Below are 14,649 nucleotides of genomic sequence, written 5' to 3'. Positions count from 1 at the left end.
ACTAAATTTTGTAGATAACTAGTTGAGGTGAGTCATGTCAGAGTTAACAATTACTGATTTGCACGTAGAAATTGCCGGCAAGGAGATTCTCAAAGGGGTTAACTTGCAGCTGAAAACCGGGGAGATCCATGCCATTATGGGACCAAATGGGACGGGGAAGTCGACCCTGTCAGAAGCCATTATGGGCAACCCGGCATATAAGGTAACCCAGGGGTCGGTCAAGCTGGATGGGCAAGAGCTGCTGGATTTGCCAGTTGACGACCGGGCCCGAGCCGGCCTCTTTTTGGCCATGCAGTACCCGGCTGAAATCCCTGGCGTCAGCAACGCTGAATTCATCCGGGGGGGCTTTGAACGCCCACCGGCCGGAAGGCGATCCAGTCCCGGCCCGGGAATTCCTCCAGGAACTGTATGAAAAGATGGACTTTTTGGACATGAAGGCCGAAATGGCCCAGCGCTACTTGAACCAGGGCTTTTCCGGTGGGGAAAGAAGCGTAACGAGATCTAACAGATGCTGATGATCAAGCCCAAGTTCGCGATTTTAGACGAAATCGACTCCGGCCTAGACATTGATGCTTTGAAGGTGGTCTCTAAAGGGGTTAATGACCTGCGGGGGCCAGACTTCGGCGCCTTGATGATCACCCACTACCAGCGCCTTTTGGACTACGTTGTGCCTAGCAAGGTCCACGTTATGATGGGCGGCCGGGTCGTGGCTGAAGGCGGGCCGGACCTGGCCAAGCGCCTGGAAAAGGGAGGCTACACCAAGCTGCGCGACGAGCTGGGCCTGGAGATTGAACTGACGGATGAAGACGTTTAAGGAGGAAGCATGACCGCACAAGCATGGTTTGCAAAAATGCGGTCAGAAGCCTCTGCCGCTTTGCCGGACTTGCCTAGGTCCGACGTTGCCAAGGCGGACTACCGGGCCTGACCCCTGTCTTTGACCCGGCCCTTGCAAAATAGGGAAGCTTTTTCCATTGAAGCTGGGTCAGAATTTTGGGCAAAAACACGACCGCCTACTTAAAGCGGGTAGCCTGGGTCGGCCGGGACGCCAAGTTGGACTGGGCCATGGGGATGCTGAGCGACGGGAAGATTCTGTCTGACTATGACTCTGACCTTTACGTGCAGGGAGCCAGAGCCGAGATGAACGTGATCGCCATTACTATCGGCGACCAGCATGACGACCATGATGACGATGGGGATCACGGGCACGGCACAAAAAAGGAAGATGCTGGCCGGGGCGTCGATTTTGACCAAGACGGCAAACAGGGTCAAGGGAGCCAGAAAGGCATAGGCGAATTGGCTGAGGTAGCGGCTGGAAGAGCCCAGCTGCTTGATAAGACGGGTTTTGATCATGGAAGTTGGATCAGCCTTTCTAAAAAAACAAAAACAATAGTCCAAAATGGAATATAGGACATAAGGAACACAAGAAAAATTATGTGAAAAATGAAAAGGATTTGATAACTGTACCAGGGAAGAAAAAGTGAGGGAAAGGGCTGCCAACAGCCAAATAGCACGACGACTTTATTTTCAAAGCTCTTCTTATAAGAGATACAGACAAGCAGCGAAAGGCAAAAGAGGAGATAAAAGAGCAGATAAAAAACCAAAAACAAAATTATTTTTCCCGGCAAAAAGGGCAAAAAACGAACGAGGAATTCATTGAAGAATTAAAAAGAAAGATAAAGCAGAATAAGAGAAGCAGAAGCGGCAAGGCAAAATATTACAACTCTGCCGGCTGTACCCATGATAAAGCGAATGAAAAGGTGGATTTGACCTTTCAACAATAACGAGTATACTAATATTTGTTGTCGCGGCGAAGAAGGAATTCGCCGGAGACACGAAAAAGAAAATATCAAAAACTTGTTGACAAGAAGTCAACAAGCGAGTAAGATATAAAACGTTGCGTCACTAAGACGCAAGTTGGTACTTTGAAAACTGAACAAAGTTTCGCAGTGTGCGGGTCAAACAATGTTTGATCCAAACAAATAAGCGAAGTCAATTCGCAAGCAAATAATCTGGAGCAGATTAAAAAGACTCAATTTTCAAATTGAGAGTTTGATCCTGGCTCAGGACGAACGCTGGCGGCGTGCCTAATACATGCAAGTCGAGCGAGCTGAATTCAAAGATCCCTTCGGGGTGATTTGTTGGACGCTAGCGGCGGATGGGTGAGTAACACGTGGGCAATCTGCCCTAAAGACTGGGATACCACTTGGAAACAGGTGCTAATACCGGATAACAACATGAATCGCATGATTCAAGTTTGAAAGGCGGCGCAAGCTGTCACTTTAGGATGAGCCCGCGGCGCATTAGCTAGTTGGTGGGGTAAAGGCCTACCAAGGCAATGATGCGTAGCCGAGTTGAGAGACTGATCGGCCACATTGGGACTGAGACACGGCCCAAACTCCTACGGGAGGCAGCAGTAGGGAATCTTCCACAATGGACGCAAGTCTGATGGAGCAACGCCGCGTGAGTGAAGAAGGTCTTCGGATCGTAAAGCTCTGTTGTTGGTGAAGAAGGATAGAGGCAGTAACTGGTCTTTATTTGACGGTAATCAACCAGAAAGTCACGGCTAACTACGTGCCAGCAGCCGCGGTAATACGTAGGTGGCAAGCGTTGTCCGGATTTATTGGGCGTAAAGCGAGCGCAGGCGGAATGATAAGTCTGATGTGAAAGCCCACGGCTCAACCGTGGAACTGCATCGGAAACTGTCATTCTTGAGTGCAGAAGAGGAGAGTGGAACTCCATGTGTAGCGGTGGAATGCGTAGATATATGGAAGAACACCAGTGGCGAAGGCGGCTCTCTGGTCTGCAACTGACGCTGAGGCTCGAAAGCATGGGTAGCGAACAGGATTAGATACCCTGGTAGTCCATGCCGTAAACGATGAGCGCTAGGTGTTGGGGACTTTCCGGTCCTCAGTGCCGCAGCAAACGCATTAAGCGCTCCGCCTGGGGAGTACGACCGCAAGGTTGAAACTCAAAGGAATTGACGGGGGCCCGCACAAGCGGTGGAGCATGTGGTTTAATTCGAAGCAACGCGAAGAACCTTACCAGGTCTTGACATCCTGCGCTACACCTAGAGATAGGTGGTTCCCTTCGGGGACGCAGAGACAGGTGGTGCATGGCTGTCGTCAGCTCGTGTCGTGAGATGTTGGGTTAAGTCCCGCAACGAGCGCAACCCTTGTCTTTAGTTGCCATCATTAAGTTGGGCACTCTAAAGAGACTGCCGGTGACAAACCGGAGGAAGGTGGGGATGACGTCAAGTCATCATGCCCCTTATGACCTGGGCTACACACGTGCTACAATGGGCAGTACAACGAGAAGCAAACCCGCGAGGGTAAGCGGATCTCTTAAAGCTGTTCTCAGTTCGGACTGCAGGCTGCAACTCGCCTGCACGAAGCTGGAATCGCTAGTAATCGCGGATCAGCACGCCGCGGTGAATACGTTCCCGGGCCTTGTACACACCGCCCGTCACACCATGGAAGTCTGCAATGCCCAAAGTCGGTGGGATAACCTTTATAGGAGTCAGCCGCCTAAGGCAGGGCAGATGACTGGGGTGAAGTCGTAACAAGGTAGCCGTAGGAGAACCTGCGGCTGGATCACCTCCTTTCTAAGGAAAACGGATGGATGGAGAGCAGAAATGCTAAAAGAAGTCCACCAGTTACGGAAGCACACTGCAAAAGAAACTTTGTTCAGTTTTGAGAGTATCAGCTCTCACTTGTACGTTGAAAACTGAATATCTTAATTCCAAGAAAAAACCGAGAATCATTGAGAACAATGAAAACATTGCAAAGCGACCGAGAGAGTTCGAAAGAACAAACTTGCAAGGTCAAGTGAAGAAGGGCGCACGGTGAATGCCTTGGCACTGGAAGCCGATGAAGGACGCAACTAACCGCGAAAGTCTTCGGGGAGCCGTAAGTAGGCTTTGATCCGGAGGTCTCCGAATGGGGGAACCCAGCATGTGCAGACATGCTATCCTTAAGTGAATACATAGCTTAAGGAAGGAACACGCAGCGAACTGAAACATCTAAGTAGCTGCAGGAAGAGAAAGAAATATCGATTTCCCAAGTAGCGGCGAGCGAACAGGAAAGAGCCCAAACCGGCAGATTTATCTGCCGGGGTTGTAGGACTGAGACATGGCACTTCAGAGGATAGCAGAAGCGTTTGGGAAAACGCGCCAGAGAGGGTGAGAGCCCCGTAAGCGAAATCCAAAGAAGGCCTATCAGTATCCTGAGTAGGGCGGGACACGTGAAATCCCGCTTGAATCCGCGAGGACCATCTCGCAAGGCTAAATACTAACCAGTGACCGATAGTGAACCAGTACCGTGAGGGAAAGGTGAAAAGAACCCCGGGAGGGGAGTGAAAGAGAACCTGAAACCGTGTGCCTACAAGTAGTCAGAGCCCGTTAACGGGTAATGGCGTGCCTTTTGTAGAATGAACCGGCGAGTTGCGTTAGTCAGCAAGGTTAAGTCAGAAAAGACGGAGCCGCAGCGAAAGCGAGTCTGAATAGGGCGAGCAGTTGGCTGACGCAGACCCGAAACCAAGTGACCTACCCATGACCAGGTTGAAGGCGCGGTAAAACGCGCTGGAGGACCGAACCCACGTAAGTTGAAAATTGCGGGGATGAGTTGTGGGTAGCGGTGAAATTCCAAACGAACTTGGAGATAGCTGGTTCTCTCCGAAATAGCTTTAGGGCTAGCCTCGCAAAGAGGATGCTGGAGGTAGAGCTCTGTTTGGACTAGGGGCCCGTCAAGGGTTACTGAATTCAGATAAACTACGAATTCCAGACATTTATGTGCGGGAGTCAGACTACGAGTGATAAGATCCGTAGTCGAAAGGGAAACAGCCCAGATCACCAGTTAAGGTCCCAAAATTCATGCTAAGTGGAAAAGGATGTGGAGTTGCGCAGACAACTAGGACGTTGGCTCAGAAGCAGCCATCATTCAAAGAGTGCGTAATAGCTCACTAGTCGAGTGACGCCGCGCCGAAAATTTACCGGGGCTAAGCATGATACCGAAACTGTGGATGTGCATTTATGCACGTGGTAGGAGAGCGTTCTAGCGGCGGTGAAGCATGACCGAGAGGACATGTGGAGCTTCTAGAAGTGAGAATGCCGGTATGAGTAACGAAAGACAGGTGAGAATCCTGTCCGCCGCAAGACTAAGGTTTCCTGGGGCAGGCTCGTCCGCCCAGGGTAAGTCGGGACCTAAGGCGAGGCCGAGAGGCGTAGTCGATGGACAACAGGTTGAAATTCCTGTACTGCACCGAATCGTTATGAGCGATGGAGGGACGCAGGAGGCTAGCAGCGCGTGGTGCTGGATACCACGTTCAAGCGTCAAGTCTGAGAGTGAGTCAAATGCTTGCTTTCATAAGGACAAGGCGTGATGAGGAGCGAAATTAAAGTAGCGAAGGCTGCGACGTCACACTGCCGAGAAAAGCTTCTAGCCAGAAACGGTGCACCCGTACCGCAAACCGACACAGGTAGTCGAGGAGAGTATCCTCAGGTGAGCGAGAGAACTCTCGTTAAGGAACTCGGCAAAATGGCCCCGTAACTTCGGGAGAAGGGGCGCTGGTCGCAAGATCAGCCGCAGTGAAAAGGCCCAAGCAACTGTTTATCAAAAACACAGGCATCTGCAAAATCGTAAGATGAAGTATAGGTGCTGACACCTGCCCGGTGCTGGAAGGTTAAGAGGAGAGCTTAGCGCAAGCGAAGGTTTGAATTGAAGCCCCAGTAAACGGCGGCCGTAACTATAACGGTCCTAAGGTAGCGAAATTCCTTGTCGGGTAAGTTCCGACCTGCACGAAAGGTGTAATGATTTGGGCACTGTCTCAACGAGAGACTCGGTGAAATTATAATACCCGTGAAGATGCGGGTTACCCGCGACAGGACGGAAAGACCCCATGGAGCTTTACTGCAGTTTAATATTGGGTATCTGTCAAGCATGTACAGGATAGGTAGGAGCCGGAGAAGATAGGACGCCAGTCTTATCAGAGGCGCTGGTGGGATACTACCCTTGCTTGACGGATGCTCTAACTCAGGCCTGTGATCCAGGCCGAGGACAGTGTTTGACGGGCAGTTTGACTGGGGCGGTCGCCTCCTAAAGTGTAACGGAGGCGCCCAAAGGTTCCCTCAGAATGGTTGGAAATCATTCGCAGAGTGTAAAGGCAAAAGGGAGCTTGACTGCGAGAGAGACAACTCGAGCAGGTACGAAAGTAGGGCTTAGTGATCTGGTGGTACCGCATGGAAGGGCCATCACTCAACGGATAAAAGCTACCCTGGGGATAACAGGCTTATCTCCCCCAAGAGTTCACATCGACGGGGAGGTTTGGCACCTCGATGTCGGCTCGTCGCATCCTGGGGCTGAAGTTGGTCCCAAGGGTTGGGCTGTTCGCCCATTAAAGCGGCACGCGAGCTGGGTTCAGAACGTCGTGAGACAGTTCGGTCCCTATCCGTCGTGGGCGCAGGAAATTTGAGAGGAGCTGTCCTTAGTACGAGAGGACCGGGATGGACGCACCGCTGGTGTACCAGTTGTCTTGCCAAAGGCATCGCTGGGTAGCTATGTGCGGACGGGATAAGCGCTGAAAGCATCTAAGTGCGAAGCCCCCCTCAAGATGAGATTTCCCATTTCTTCAAGAAAGTAAGACACCTCAGAGACGATGAGGTAGATAGGCCGGGAGTGGAAGAGCCGTGAGGCTTGGAGCAGACCGGTACTAATCAGTCGAGGACTTGACCAAAAGAGCAAAGCAATGAGGTTTTGACTTGGAAGAGATATTCAGTTTTGAGCGTGCAAGCTCAAGCAAGAGTGCGGTGGCAATAGCAAGAAGGATACACCTGTTCCCATGCCGAACACAGTAGTTAAGCTTCTTAACGCCGAAAGTAGTTGGTGGGAAACTGCCTGCGAGGATAGGAAGCTGCCGCGCGAATCAAGAGTCAGACGGAAGTCTGGCTCTTTTTGTTTTCTATTGTGTTTCTTGCTATTTATCAGCAAATCTTTACTCTCTATTTATCTGTTTACTGCTAATCGCCTGTAATCCCCTCTCTTACCTGCTGTTAGTTGCTTATGGCCCATCTACTTAAGGCATTTTCTACAGCGCTGAAAGGGAGGAGAGACTAACAGGATACTTGCTTATCTCCTTTGGCCACACTAAAAGCCTGTCTCCAGCTGGAAACAGGCTTCTTTAATTCATAATTTAAGAGAACAGGATAAGGCTTAAGCCACTTTTTCCTGCTTCCACTTCAGACCGATGCCGGTAAAGCCGCTGAGGATAGAGAAGACAGGTGACAGGAGGCTGAACATGGTGAAGGGGAGGAAGTCCAGAACTGGTACGCCTAAGGCTGAAGCCACAAAGGAACCAGCCACCCCCCAAGGGATCAAGTAGTTGATGACGCTGCCCCCGTCTTCCAGGGCCCGGCTGAGGGCCAGGGGGTCAAGACCGATCCGCTTGTAAGCAGGCTTAAAGGCGTTGGCCGGCAGGATAACGGACAGGTATTGTTCACCGACGAAGAGGTTGATCCCAATCCCGGCCATGATTGTCGTCAAGATCAGCCGACCCGGCTTCTTAAGGCGTTCAACCAGAGGCTTCATGGCGCTGTCGATAATGCCCAGGTGCATCAAGATTCCGCCCAGGGCCAGGGTCATGATGATCAAGGAAACAGTCCCCATCATGCTGGAGATCCCGCCCCGGGTCAAGAGGGCGTCAACGGTCTTGTTGCCGGAATTTGAAACGTAGCCGGATTCAATCAGCGTTGCCAGCTTTTGCATCTTGAAGCCCGGATTTTGGACAAAAATTATGGCAACGGACAAGAAGATGTTGGCAAAAAGCGTTTGAATGGCTGGCACCTTTTTCCAGGCGCAGGCGAACATCAAGATGATCGGCAAGGCTGACCAGAAGGAAACTGAGAAGTTTTGGCGGAGGCTGCTTTCTACGGCAGCGATGCCGGATAAGGAAGTTGCCTTATTGCTCTGGCCCAGGAAGAAGAAAAAGAGCAAAGAGCCGATAAAGGCGGGAATGGTTGACCACATCATATTCTTGATATGCTCAAAGAGGTCAGTTTCAGCTACCGCGGAAGCCAGGTTGGTTGAGTCAGACAGAGGGGACATCTTGTCGCCGAAGACGGCGCCGGAGATAATCGCCCCAGCTGTCAAAGCCGGGTTGATGTCTAAAGTGCTCCCCATCCCAAAGAGGGCGATCCCGACGGTGGACACGGTCGTAAAGCCGGACCCGATGGCTAGGCCGACCAAAGAGCAGACCAGGAAGACCGAGGGAACGAAGAAGTGGCTGCTGATCATATGAAAGCCCAGGACCATCAAGAATGGAATAATCCCGGCCTGGATCCAGACAGCAATCAAGGTCCCAATTAAAAGGAAGAGAAAGATCGGGACAATGGCCGTGGAAATCCCCTGGCTGATCCCCTTCATGACTTCTTCCCACTCAAAGCCGCGGATCTGCAGCCAGAAGATGAGCAAGGCGATGACAGTCAAGACCGGGATCTGCGGGGACATGCCAAAGCCGATGACGCCCCAGCCCAGCATGACCAGCAGCAAAATAAGAATAGTTACTGCTTCTTTAAAACTGATTTGTTTTTTCATGTGTTTGTTCCTTAGTTAAATCTGTATTTGCTTTTGCCAGTTTAAACCAAGACTTGATATCGCTTCATATTTCTCCTTTCTGCAAACAAAAAGCCCCAGCCGAGTCGGTTGACTCAGGCTGGGGCGCTTATAGGCACGGTACCACCCAACTTTGCAGCATGCTGCACTTACTTTAGCCGTAACGGGGCTGGACCGGTCGAGTTGCTTGATCCCGTAATTTGCTGCTCCAGGCCTGTCCGGTTCGCATCAACCACCGGTTTTCTGAGCGCTGAGCCTGGCTGCTACTAAAAGATCACTCGAATTTTTATGTTTCCTACTATAACATTATGAGCTTTGTTAAGCAACGCTTTTGCTAATTCTTTTTTAAGCAGGCGGGAAGACAATAGCCAAAAACGATGAAAAGTGAGACCGGCTTTCAATTGATTTGCAGATATCGTCTGTTTTGGAGGAAAAAGACGCAAAAAAGCAGAAAAAATCTCTCAAAAGGGTTTGACGGACCCGGAAAAGTTTGCTAATATTAATGTACATGACTTGGAGTAGTACTCAAGTGGCTGAAGAGGCGCCCTTGCTAAGGGTGTAGGTCGGGAAACCGACGCCAGAGTTCGAATCTCTGCTACTCCGTTATAACAACAAATATATAAGACAAGCGACTGATTTGACTGAATCAGCCGCTTTTTTTCAGCTAATAAGTATTTTTCTTTTCTTAATTAAAACTGGTATTTTTCGCAAAAATGCAATTTTTGGGCCTCTTTTTGCGTTATTGTAATGCATTTTCAGTCATAGAGATAAAATTAACGAAAAAGTTGAAAAAGGTTTCAAGAAAGTGCTCCACGTAAGCGCTTTTTATTGTATAATAGGAACGTACCGAAGTTTTTGAGGAGGAAATATCATGGTAGGAATTGTTTTAGCTAGCCATGGCGGTTTCGCGGACGGTATTGCCGAATCCGCGCAAATGCTCTTTGGCCCACAAGACAATTTTGCCCATGTCATTCTGAAGCCTTCTGAAGGCCCAGATGATATTAAGGGTAAGATGAATGAAGCGATTGCTTCTTTTGCAGACCAGGAAGAAGTTTTGTTCCTGGTTGACCTGTGGGGTGGCACGCCTTTCAACCAGGCAAACGGTTTGCTCGACGGTCACGACAAGTGGGCAATCGTTTCCGGTTTGAACTTGCCAATGGTAGTTGAAGCCTTGACCCAAAGAATGATCAATGACAAGGCTACCGCGCAAGACATCGCGACTGCGATCATTAAGCCAGCTAAGGATGGTATCAAGACCAAGCCTGAAAGCTTAATGCCTGCAGTGGAAAAGGCAGCTGCACCTGCAGCCGCAGCTGGCGCTCCTAAGGAAGCAATCCCAAAAGGGACTGTTTTGGGCGACGGTCACATTAAGATCGTTGGTGCCAGAATTGACTCACGTTTGTTGCACGGTCAAGTTGCAACTGGTTGGATTCCAGCACTTCACCCAGACCGGGTTATCGTGGTTTCTGACAAGGTTGCCAAGGACGACCTGCGCAAGAGCATGATCCGTGAAGCTGCTCCAGCTGGTACGGTAGCACACACCGTTCCATTGTGGAAGATGAAGGAAATCTATGAAGACCCGCGTTTTGGTAATACGCGCGCCTTCTTGTTGTTTGAAAACCCAGAAGATGCTTTGCAAACGATCAAGAACGGCGTAGACATCAAGACTTTGAACGTCGGCTCCATGTCATACAGCAAGGGCAAGGTTAACGCCAACAACGTTCTGTCCATGGATCAGACTGACGTCGACACTTTCCGCGAACTCGAAAAGATGGGCATCAAGTTCGACGTCCGCAAGGTTCCTTCAGACACCCCTGAAAACATGGATTCAATTCTTAAGAAGGCACAAAGCCTGCTCGATGAACAAAAGTAGTGGGAAAAGGAGTTAAAAATGGACTTAAATGCTATTCAAGTCATCCTGGTGATTGTGGTAGCTTTCCTGGCCGGGATGGAAGGTATCCTGGATGAATGGGAATTCCACCAACCATTGGTTGCATGTACTTTAATCGGTTTAGTTACTGGCAATCTTACCTTGGGTATTATGCTCGGTGGTTCTTTGCAAATGATCGCTTTGGGTTGGGCCAACATCGGTGCCGCTGTCGCACCTGACGCAGCTTTGGCCGCTGTTGCCTCAGCCATCATTTTGATCAAGGGTGGTCAAGGTACCAAGGGTATCGGGACTGCCACTGGCTTGGCCATCACTTTGGCCGTTGCCGGTCTATTCTTGACCATGTTGGTCCGGACTATTTCAACTGCCATCGTTCATATCATGGACAAGTACGCCGAAAAAGGTAACTGGCGCATGATCAACGTATGGCAATGGATCGCTGTCTGCTTGCAGGGTCTGCGCATTGCTATTCCAGCTGTCTTGTTGCTTGCTATTCCAACTGAAACTGTTAGAAGCGCACTGGCTGCTATGCCAGCCTGGCTGTCAGCTGGTATGACCATCGGTGGTGGTATGGTTGTTGCCGTAGGTTACGCTATGGTTATCAACATGATGGCCAGCCGTGAAGTATGGCCATTCTTCGCCATTGGTTTCGCTTTGGCCGGCGTTAAGGACTTGACTTTGATTGCTTTGGGTGCGATTGGTTTATCTATGGCCTTGATGTACCTCGCTTTGGAAGAAAAGGTAAGCAAAGGCTCTGGCGATGCTGCTGCAGCTGGTACTGGTGACCCGCTGGGCGACATTATTGATGACTATTAGAAATCAAGCCAGAAAGGAGAGATAAATCATGACTGAAAAGAAAGTAACTTTATCAAAGCGTGATCGTTGGGACGTTATGTGGCACTCACAATTTCTGCAAGGTTCATGGAACTACGAAAGAATGCAGAACGGTGGTTGGGCCTACAGTATGATCCCAGCTTTAAGAAAGCTGTACCCAAACAAGGAAGACATGGCTGCTGCTTTGCAACGTCACCTAGTCTTCTTTAACACTCACCCTTACTTGGCTTCACCAATCATTGGTGTTACCCTGGCTTTGGAAGAAGACAAGGCTAATGGCGTTGAAGTTGACGACGAAGCTATCCAAGGTGTTAAGGTTGGTATGATGGGGCCTTTGGCCGGTGTCGGTGACCCAGTCTTCTGGTACACTGTTCGTCCAATCCTCGGTGCCCTTGGTGCCTCAATGGCCATCAACGGTAACATCCTCGGGCCAATCCTCTTCTTCATTCTTTGGAACCTGATCCGTATCGCCTTCTTGTGGTACACTCAAGAATTGGGTTACAAGGCTGGTGCCGCTATCAGCTCCGACCTTTCAGGTGGTTTGCTGAAGAAGGTTACCCGTGGGGCTGCCATGATGGGTATGTTCGTCCTGGGTGCCTTGATCGAACGTTGGGTAAGCATCAACTTCACTCTGAAGGTTTCAGAAGTGCCAATCCAAAAGGGTGGTTACATCGACTGGACCAAGCTGCCAAGCGGTACTGCTGGTATCAAGGAAGCCTTGACCGAACAAGCTGCTGGTCTATCCTTGACTAATACCAAGGTTACTACTCTGCAAGACAACTTGAACATGCTGGTTCCAGGTTTGGCAGGTCTGCTGCTTACCTTCCTTTGCATGTGGCTCTTGAAGAAGAAAGTTTCTCCAATCGTTATCATCTTGGGGATCTTCGTTGTTGGTATCCTCTTCCACGTATGGGGCTTGATGTAAGATTAACAAATGGCTCAATCAATGAATAAGACCGTTGATCTGGCTATATCCGGAACTTGGTTCCGGGCCATGACTACCTATGGTAAAGTCATGATCGGCGATGAAGCTTTTGAATTCTATAACGAGAAGAATGTTGAAGACTATATCCAGATTCCTTGGGATCAGATAACTTATGTAGTCGCGGACGTTCACTTCAAAGGGAAGTACATTCCCCGCTTTGAGATCCGGACTAAGAAGGATGGGAAGTTCATCTTTATTACCAAGGATCCGAAGAAGACTCTGCGGGCGATCCGTAAGTATGTCCCGGCCGACCACATGCGGCAGGCTTTGGGAGTTTGGGATACGATCAAGCTCTTCTTTACTCGCAAAAAGAAATAGAATGGAAATAAGCCCGGACCAAGTCCGGGCTTATTTTTGTGCGGTAATGTTAAAAATCTCCGTGTTATACTGAAAAGAGAGTTTTGCCAATGGAGGATCGACATGAAAGCAAAGCAGGCGTATAAGCTGGTGGATCAGCTCCGCAATCCAGGACCAAGGAATTACTATATCGATTGTTTTCCAAAAATGGAGCCGCCAGACAATTTGAGATATTTGAGTGCTTGAGGTCGCATACGATTGGCGAAGCCTACGCGGACAAAATGCTCCTGTTGCTGTTAATGCTGGTCAGCCAGTATGAGACACACATTTTTTGGATCATGATCTGGCTAAAGAAACTTATCCTGACTTGCTTGACCTAGCTGCCTGTGGCTGATCTGCTGGAGATCAGCAAGAAGTTAGTTGATTGTGACAGACCATTACCTCTGGGTAAATGTCCTTTTTAGGGACAAGAAGCACTCTATTCCTTGCTCCGGATCGAAAGCGGCATTGATGCTGATCTGTATAAGCTTTCTAAGAAGTCCAAGAAGCTGGTTAATAAGCTGTTTAAGCGTAACGGCCTCTTCTTGGTGAAATACTAAAGTACATAAAAAAGCTGACCTTGCGGTCAGCTTTTGTTGTATCTCATTAATTATTTTGCTGCTTCTTTTTTCTTATTGAAGGCCTTGCTGAAACCATAGAGGACAGCGAAGGTAATCAAAGCCGTGATCATTGGGACCCGGTAGCTATCAAGGAAGAGGAGCAGGATAACTATGGCACCGAAGAAGGCCAAGAGCAGGTAGTCAAGGTATGGGTAAGCTGGCAGTTGGAATTCATGTAGCTGGTCCTTTGGCGTAACCTGCCGGTAGCGCAGGTGGGTCAAGGTCATGATGATCCAGATCAAAAGGAACATGCTGGTTGCCATTGATGAGATGAAGCTGAAGGCTTCGTCCCCCATAGTCATGGTGATCAAAGGTGCGCAGATGATGATTAAGGCTGAGAAGACCAGGCCTCTCATTGGCAATTGCCGGAGGTTGAGCTGGCCGAAGAACTTGCTCCACTTGCTTTCCCCGCCTAAAGTAACGGAGAAGAGCAGGCGGCCGGCACTGTAGAGGAAGCTGTTGGTTGCTGAAATAGCTGCCGTGATGACCACGAAGTTGATCAAGTTGCCGGCCCCCTTAAAGCCTGCTCCCATCAAAGCTTGGACGAATGGTGAGCTGAAAGTTGAAACCTTGTTCCATGGCAGGATCACCAAAATCCCGATAATTGCCAAAACGTAGAAGAGGATGATTCTCAGTGGCAATTCATTGATCGCGCTCCGGATAGTCTTGCGCGGATCCTTGGCTTCAGCGGCTGTCAGCCCGATCAGTTCCACCCCGATGAAGGAGAAGATAACCATCTGGAAGCCTTGCAAGAAGCCGCCTGCCCCGTTGTTGAAAAAGCCGTCAGCGTACAGGTTGCTAAAGCTGGACTGGCCGTACTTGGTTGAACCGGAGCTCAGCAGCATGAAGGCCGCGAAGATAACGAAGCCGACGATCATCAAAATCTTGATGATAGCGAAGGCAAACTCCAGGTTTCCGAAGAAGCGGGTAGAGATCAAGTTGATCAAGAGCAGGACCGCGACTGAGAGCACCCCGGGTAGCCAGGTCGGCAGGTTGGGCAGCCAGGACTTGAAGTAGATGCCTAAGGCCGTCGTTTCCGCCATGGCCAGGATCAGCCAGCTGAGCCAGTAAAGATAGCCAGTCACCTTGCCGATGTCCTTGCCGAGATATTTTTCAATAAACTCGATATAGGTGTGCTTCTTTAAGTCAGATAAGATCAGTTCACCCAGGGCCCGCATCAAGATAAAGAGGAAGAGGCCGACGATGATGTAGATCAAGATGACTGCCGGCCCTGCCTTCTGGATGCTGTTGCCGACCCCAAGAAAGAGGCCGGTCCCGATCGTCCCGCCTAGGGCAATCAGCTGAATGTGGGCATTGGTCAGTGTCCGTTTGTATGTACTTTGTGTTTTCTTTTCTTCCATAAGACCTCCATTGAGTTACATGAAA

Annotated in this window: 7 protein-coding genes, 1 tRNA gene, 3 rRNA genes and 1 pseudogene; 10 read left to right on the top strand and 2 right to left on the bottom strand. The window is 49.8% G+C overall.

From position 1 onward, the window contains the following. Positions 1 to 34 precede the first annotated feature (34 nt). The 5 genes and pseudogenes from sufC (at position 35) to rrf (ending at position 6,912) form a co-directional block, all read left to right on the top strand. Positions 35 to 814, top strand: a pseudogene (gene sufC / locus LJ046_RS09565) (Fe-S cluster assembly ATPase SufC). A gap of 176 nt (positions 815 to 990) precedes the next feature. Next, a complete protein-coding gene (locus LJ046_RS10520) occupies positions 991 to 1,407 on the top strand; it encodes a SufD family Fe-S cluster assembly protein (RefSeq protein ID WP_035176414.1) in 417 nt (138 codons plus the stop codon). 630 nt (positions 1,408 to 2,037) lie between these two features. Continuing rightward, positions 2,038 to 3,601, top strand: a 16S ribosomal RNA gene (locus LJ046_RS09545). A 217-nt stretch (positions 3,602 to 3,818) separates the two neighbouring features. Continuing rightward, a 23S ribosomal RNA gene (locus tag LJ046_RS09540) occupies positions 3,819 to 6,726 on the top strand. A 69-nt stretch (positions 6,727 to 6,795) separates the two neighbouring features. Further along, positions 6,796 to 6,912, top strand: a 5S ribosomal RNA gene (gene rrf / locus LJ046_RS09535). The 16S, 23S and 5S rRNA genes sit together here, the layout of an rRNA operon. 290 nt (positions 6,913 to 7,202) lie before the next feature. Here the strand turns inward: rrf and nhaC are convergent. Continuing rightward, positions 7,203 to 8,582: a Na+/H+ antiporter NhaC gene (gene nhaC, locus LJ046_RS09530; protein ID WP_002880089.1), complete on the bottom strand. Its 1,380-nt coding sequence runs from the start codon at positions 8,580 to 8,582 to the stop codon at positions 7,203 to 7,205. A 533-nt stretch (positions 8,583 to 9,115) separates the two neighbouring features. On the opposite strand from nhaC, the gene LJ046_RS09525 reads away from it, so the two are divergent. The 5 genes from LJ046_RS09525 (at position 9,116) to LJ046_RS09505 (ending at position 12,625) form a co-directional block, all read left to right on the top strand. Then, a tRNA-Ser gene (locus LJ046_RS09525) sits at positions 9,116 to 9,203 on the top strand. A 268-nt stretch (positions 9,204 to 9,471) separates the two neighbouring features. After that, positions 9,472 to 10,473, top strand: a complete 1,002-nt coding sequence (locus LJ046_RS09520; RefSeq protein ID WP_002880091.1) for a PTS sugar transporter subunit IIB — start codon at positions 9,472 to 9,474, stop codon at positions 10,471 to 10,473. Positions 10,474 to 10,491: 18 nt separating this feature from the next. Continuing rightward, complete coding sequence (locus tag LJ046_RS09515; protein ID WP_002880092.1) at positions 10,492 to 11,304, top strand: PTS mannose/fructose/sorbose transporter subunit IIC; 813 nt, start codon at positions 10,492 to 10,494, stop codon at positions 11,302 to 11,304. 28 nt (positions 11,305 to 11,332) lie between these two features. Next, complete coding sequence (locus LJ046_RS09510; protein WP_002880093.1) at positions 11,333 to 12,247, top strand: PTS system mannose/fructose/sorbose family transporter subunit IID; 915 nt, start codon at positions 11,333 to 11,335, stop codon at positions 12,245 to 12,247. Positions 12,248 to 12,256: 9 nt separating this feature from the next. Beyond that, on the top strand, positions 12,257 to 12,625 hold the full coding sequence (locus LJ046_RS09505; protein WP_002880094.1) for a DUF956 family protein: 369 nt from the start codon (positions 12,257 to 12,259) through the stop codon (positions 12,623 to 12,625). A gap of 628 nt (positions 12,626 to 13,253) precedes the next feature. On the opposite strand, the gene LJ046_RS09490 is transcribed toward LJ046_RS09505, so the two are convergent. Beyond that, positions 13,254 to 14,624 (bottom strand): amino acid permease, encoded by a 1,371-nt coding sequence (locus tag LJ046_RS09490; RefSeq protein ID WP_002880095.1) that lies wholly within the window; start codon positions 14,622 to 14,624, stop codon positions 13,254 to 13,256. Positions 14,625 to 14,649 lie beyond the last annotated feature (25 nt).

This window comes from Lactobacillus delbrueckii subsp. jakobsenii ZN7a-9 = DSM 26046 (assembly GCF_001888925.1).
Taxonomy (GTDB): domain Bacteria; phylum Bacillota; class Bacilli; order Lactobacillales; family Lactobacillaceae; genus Lactobacillus; species Lactobacillus delbrueckii.
The sequence above is the reverse complement of the archived record's forward strand: the minus strand, read 5'-3'. Positions and strand labels throughout refer to the sequence as shown.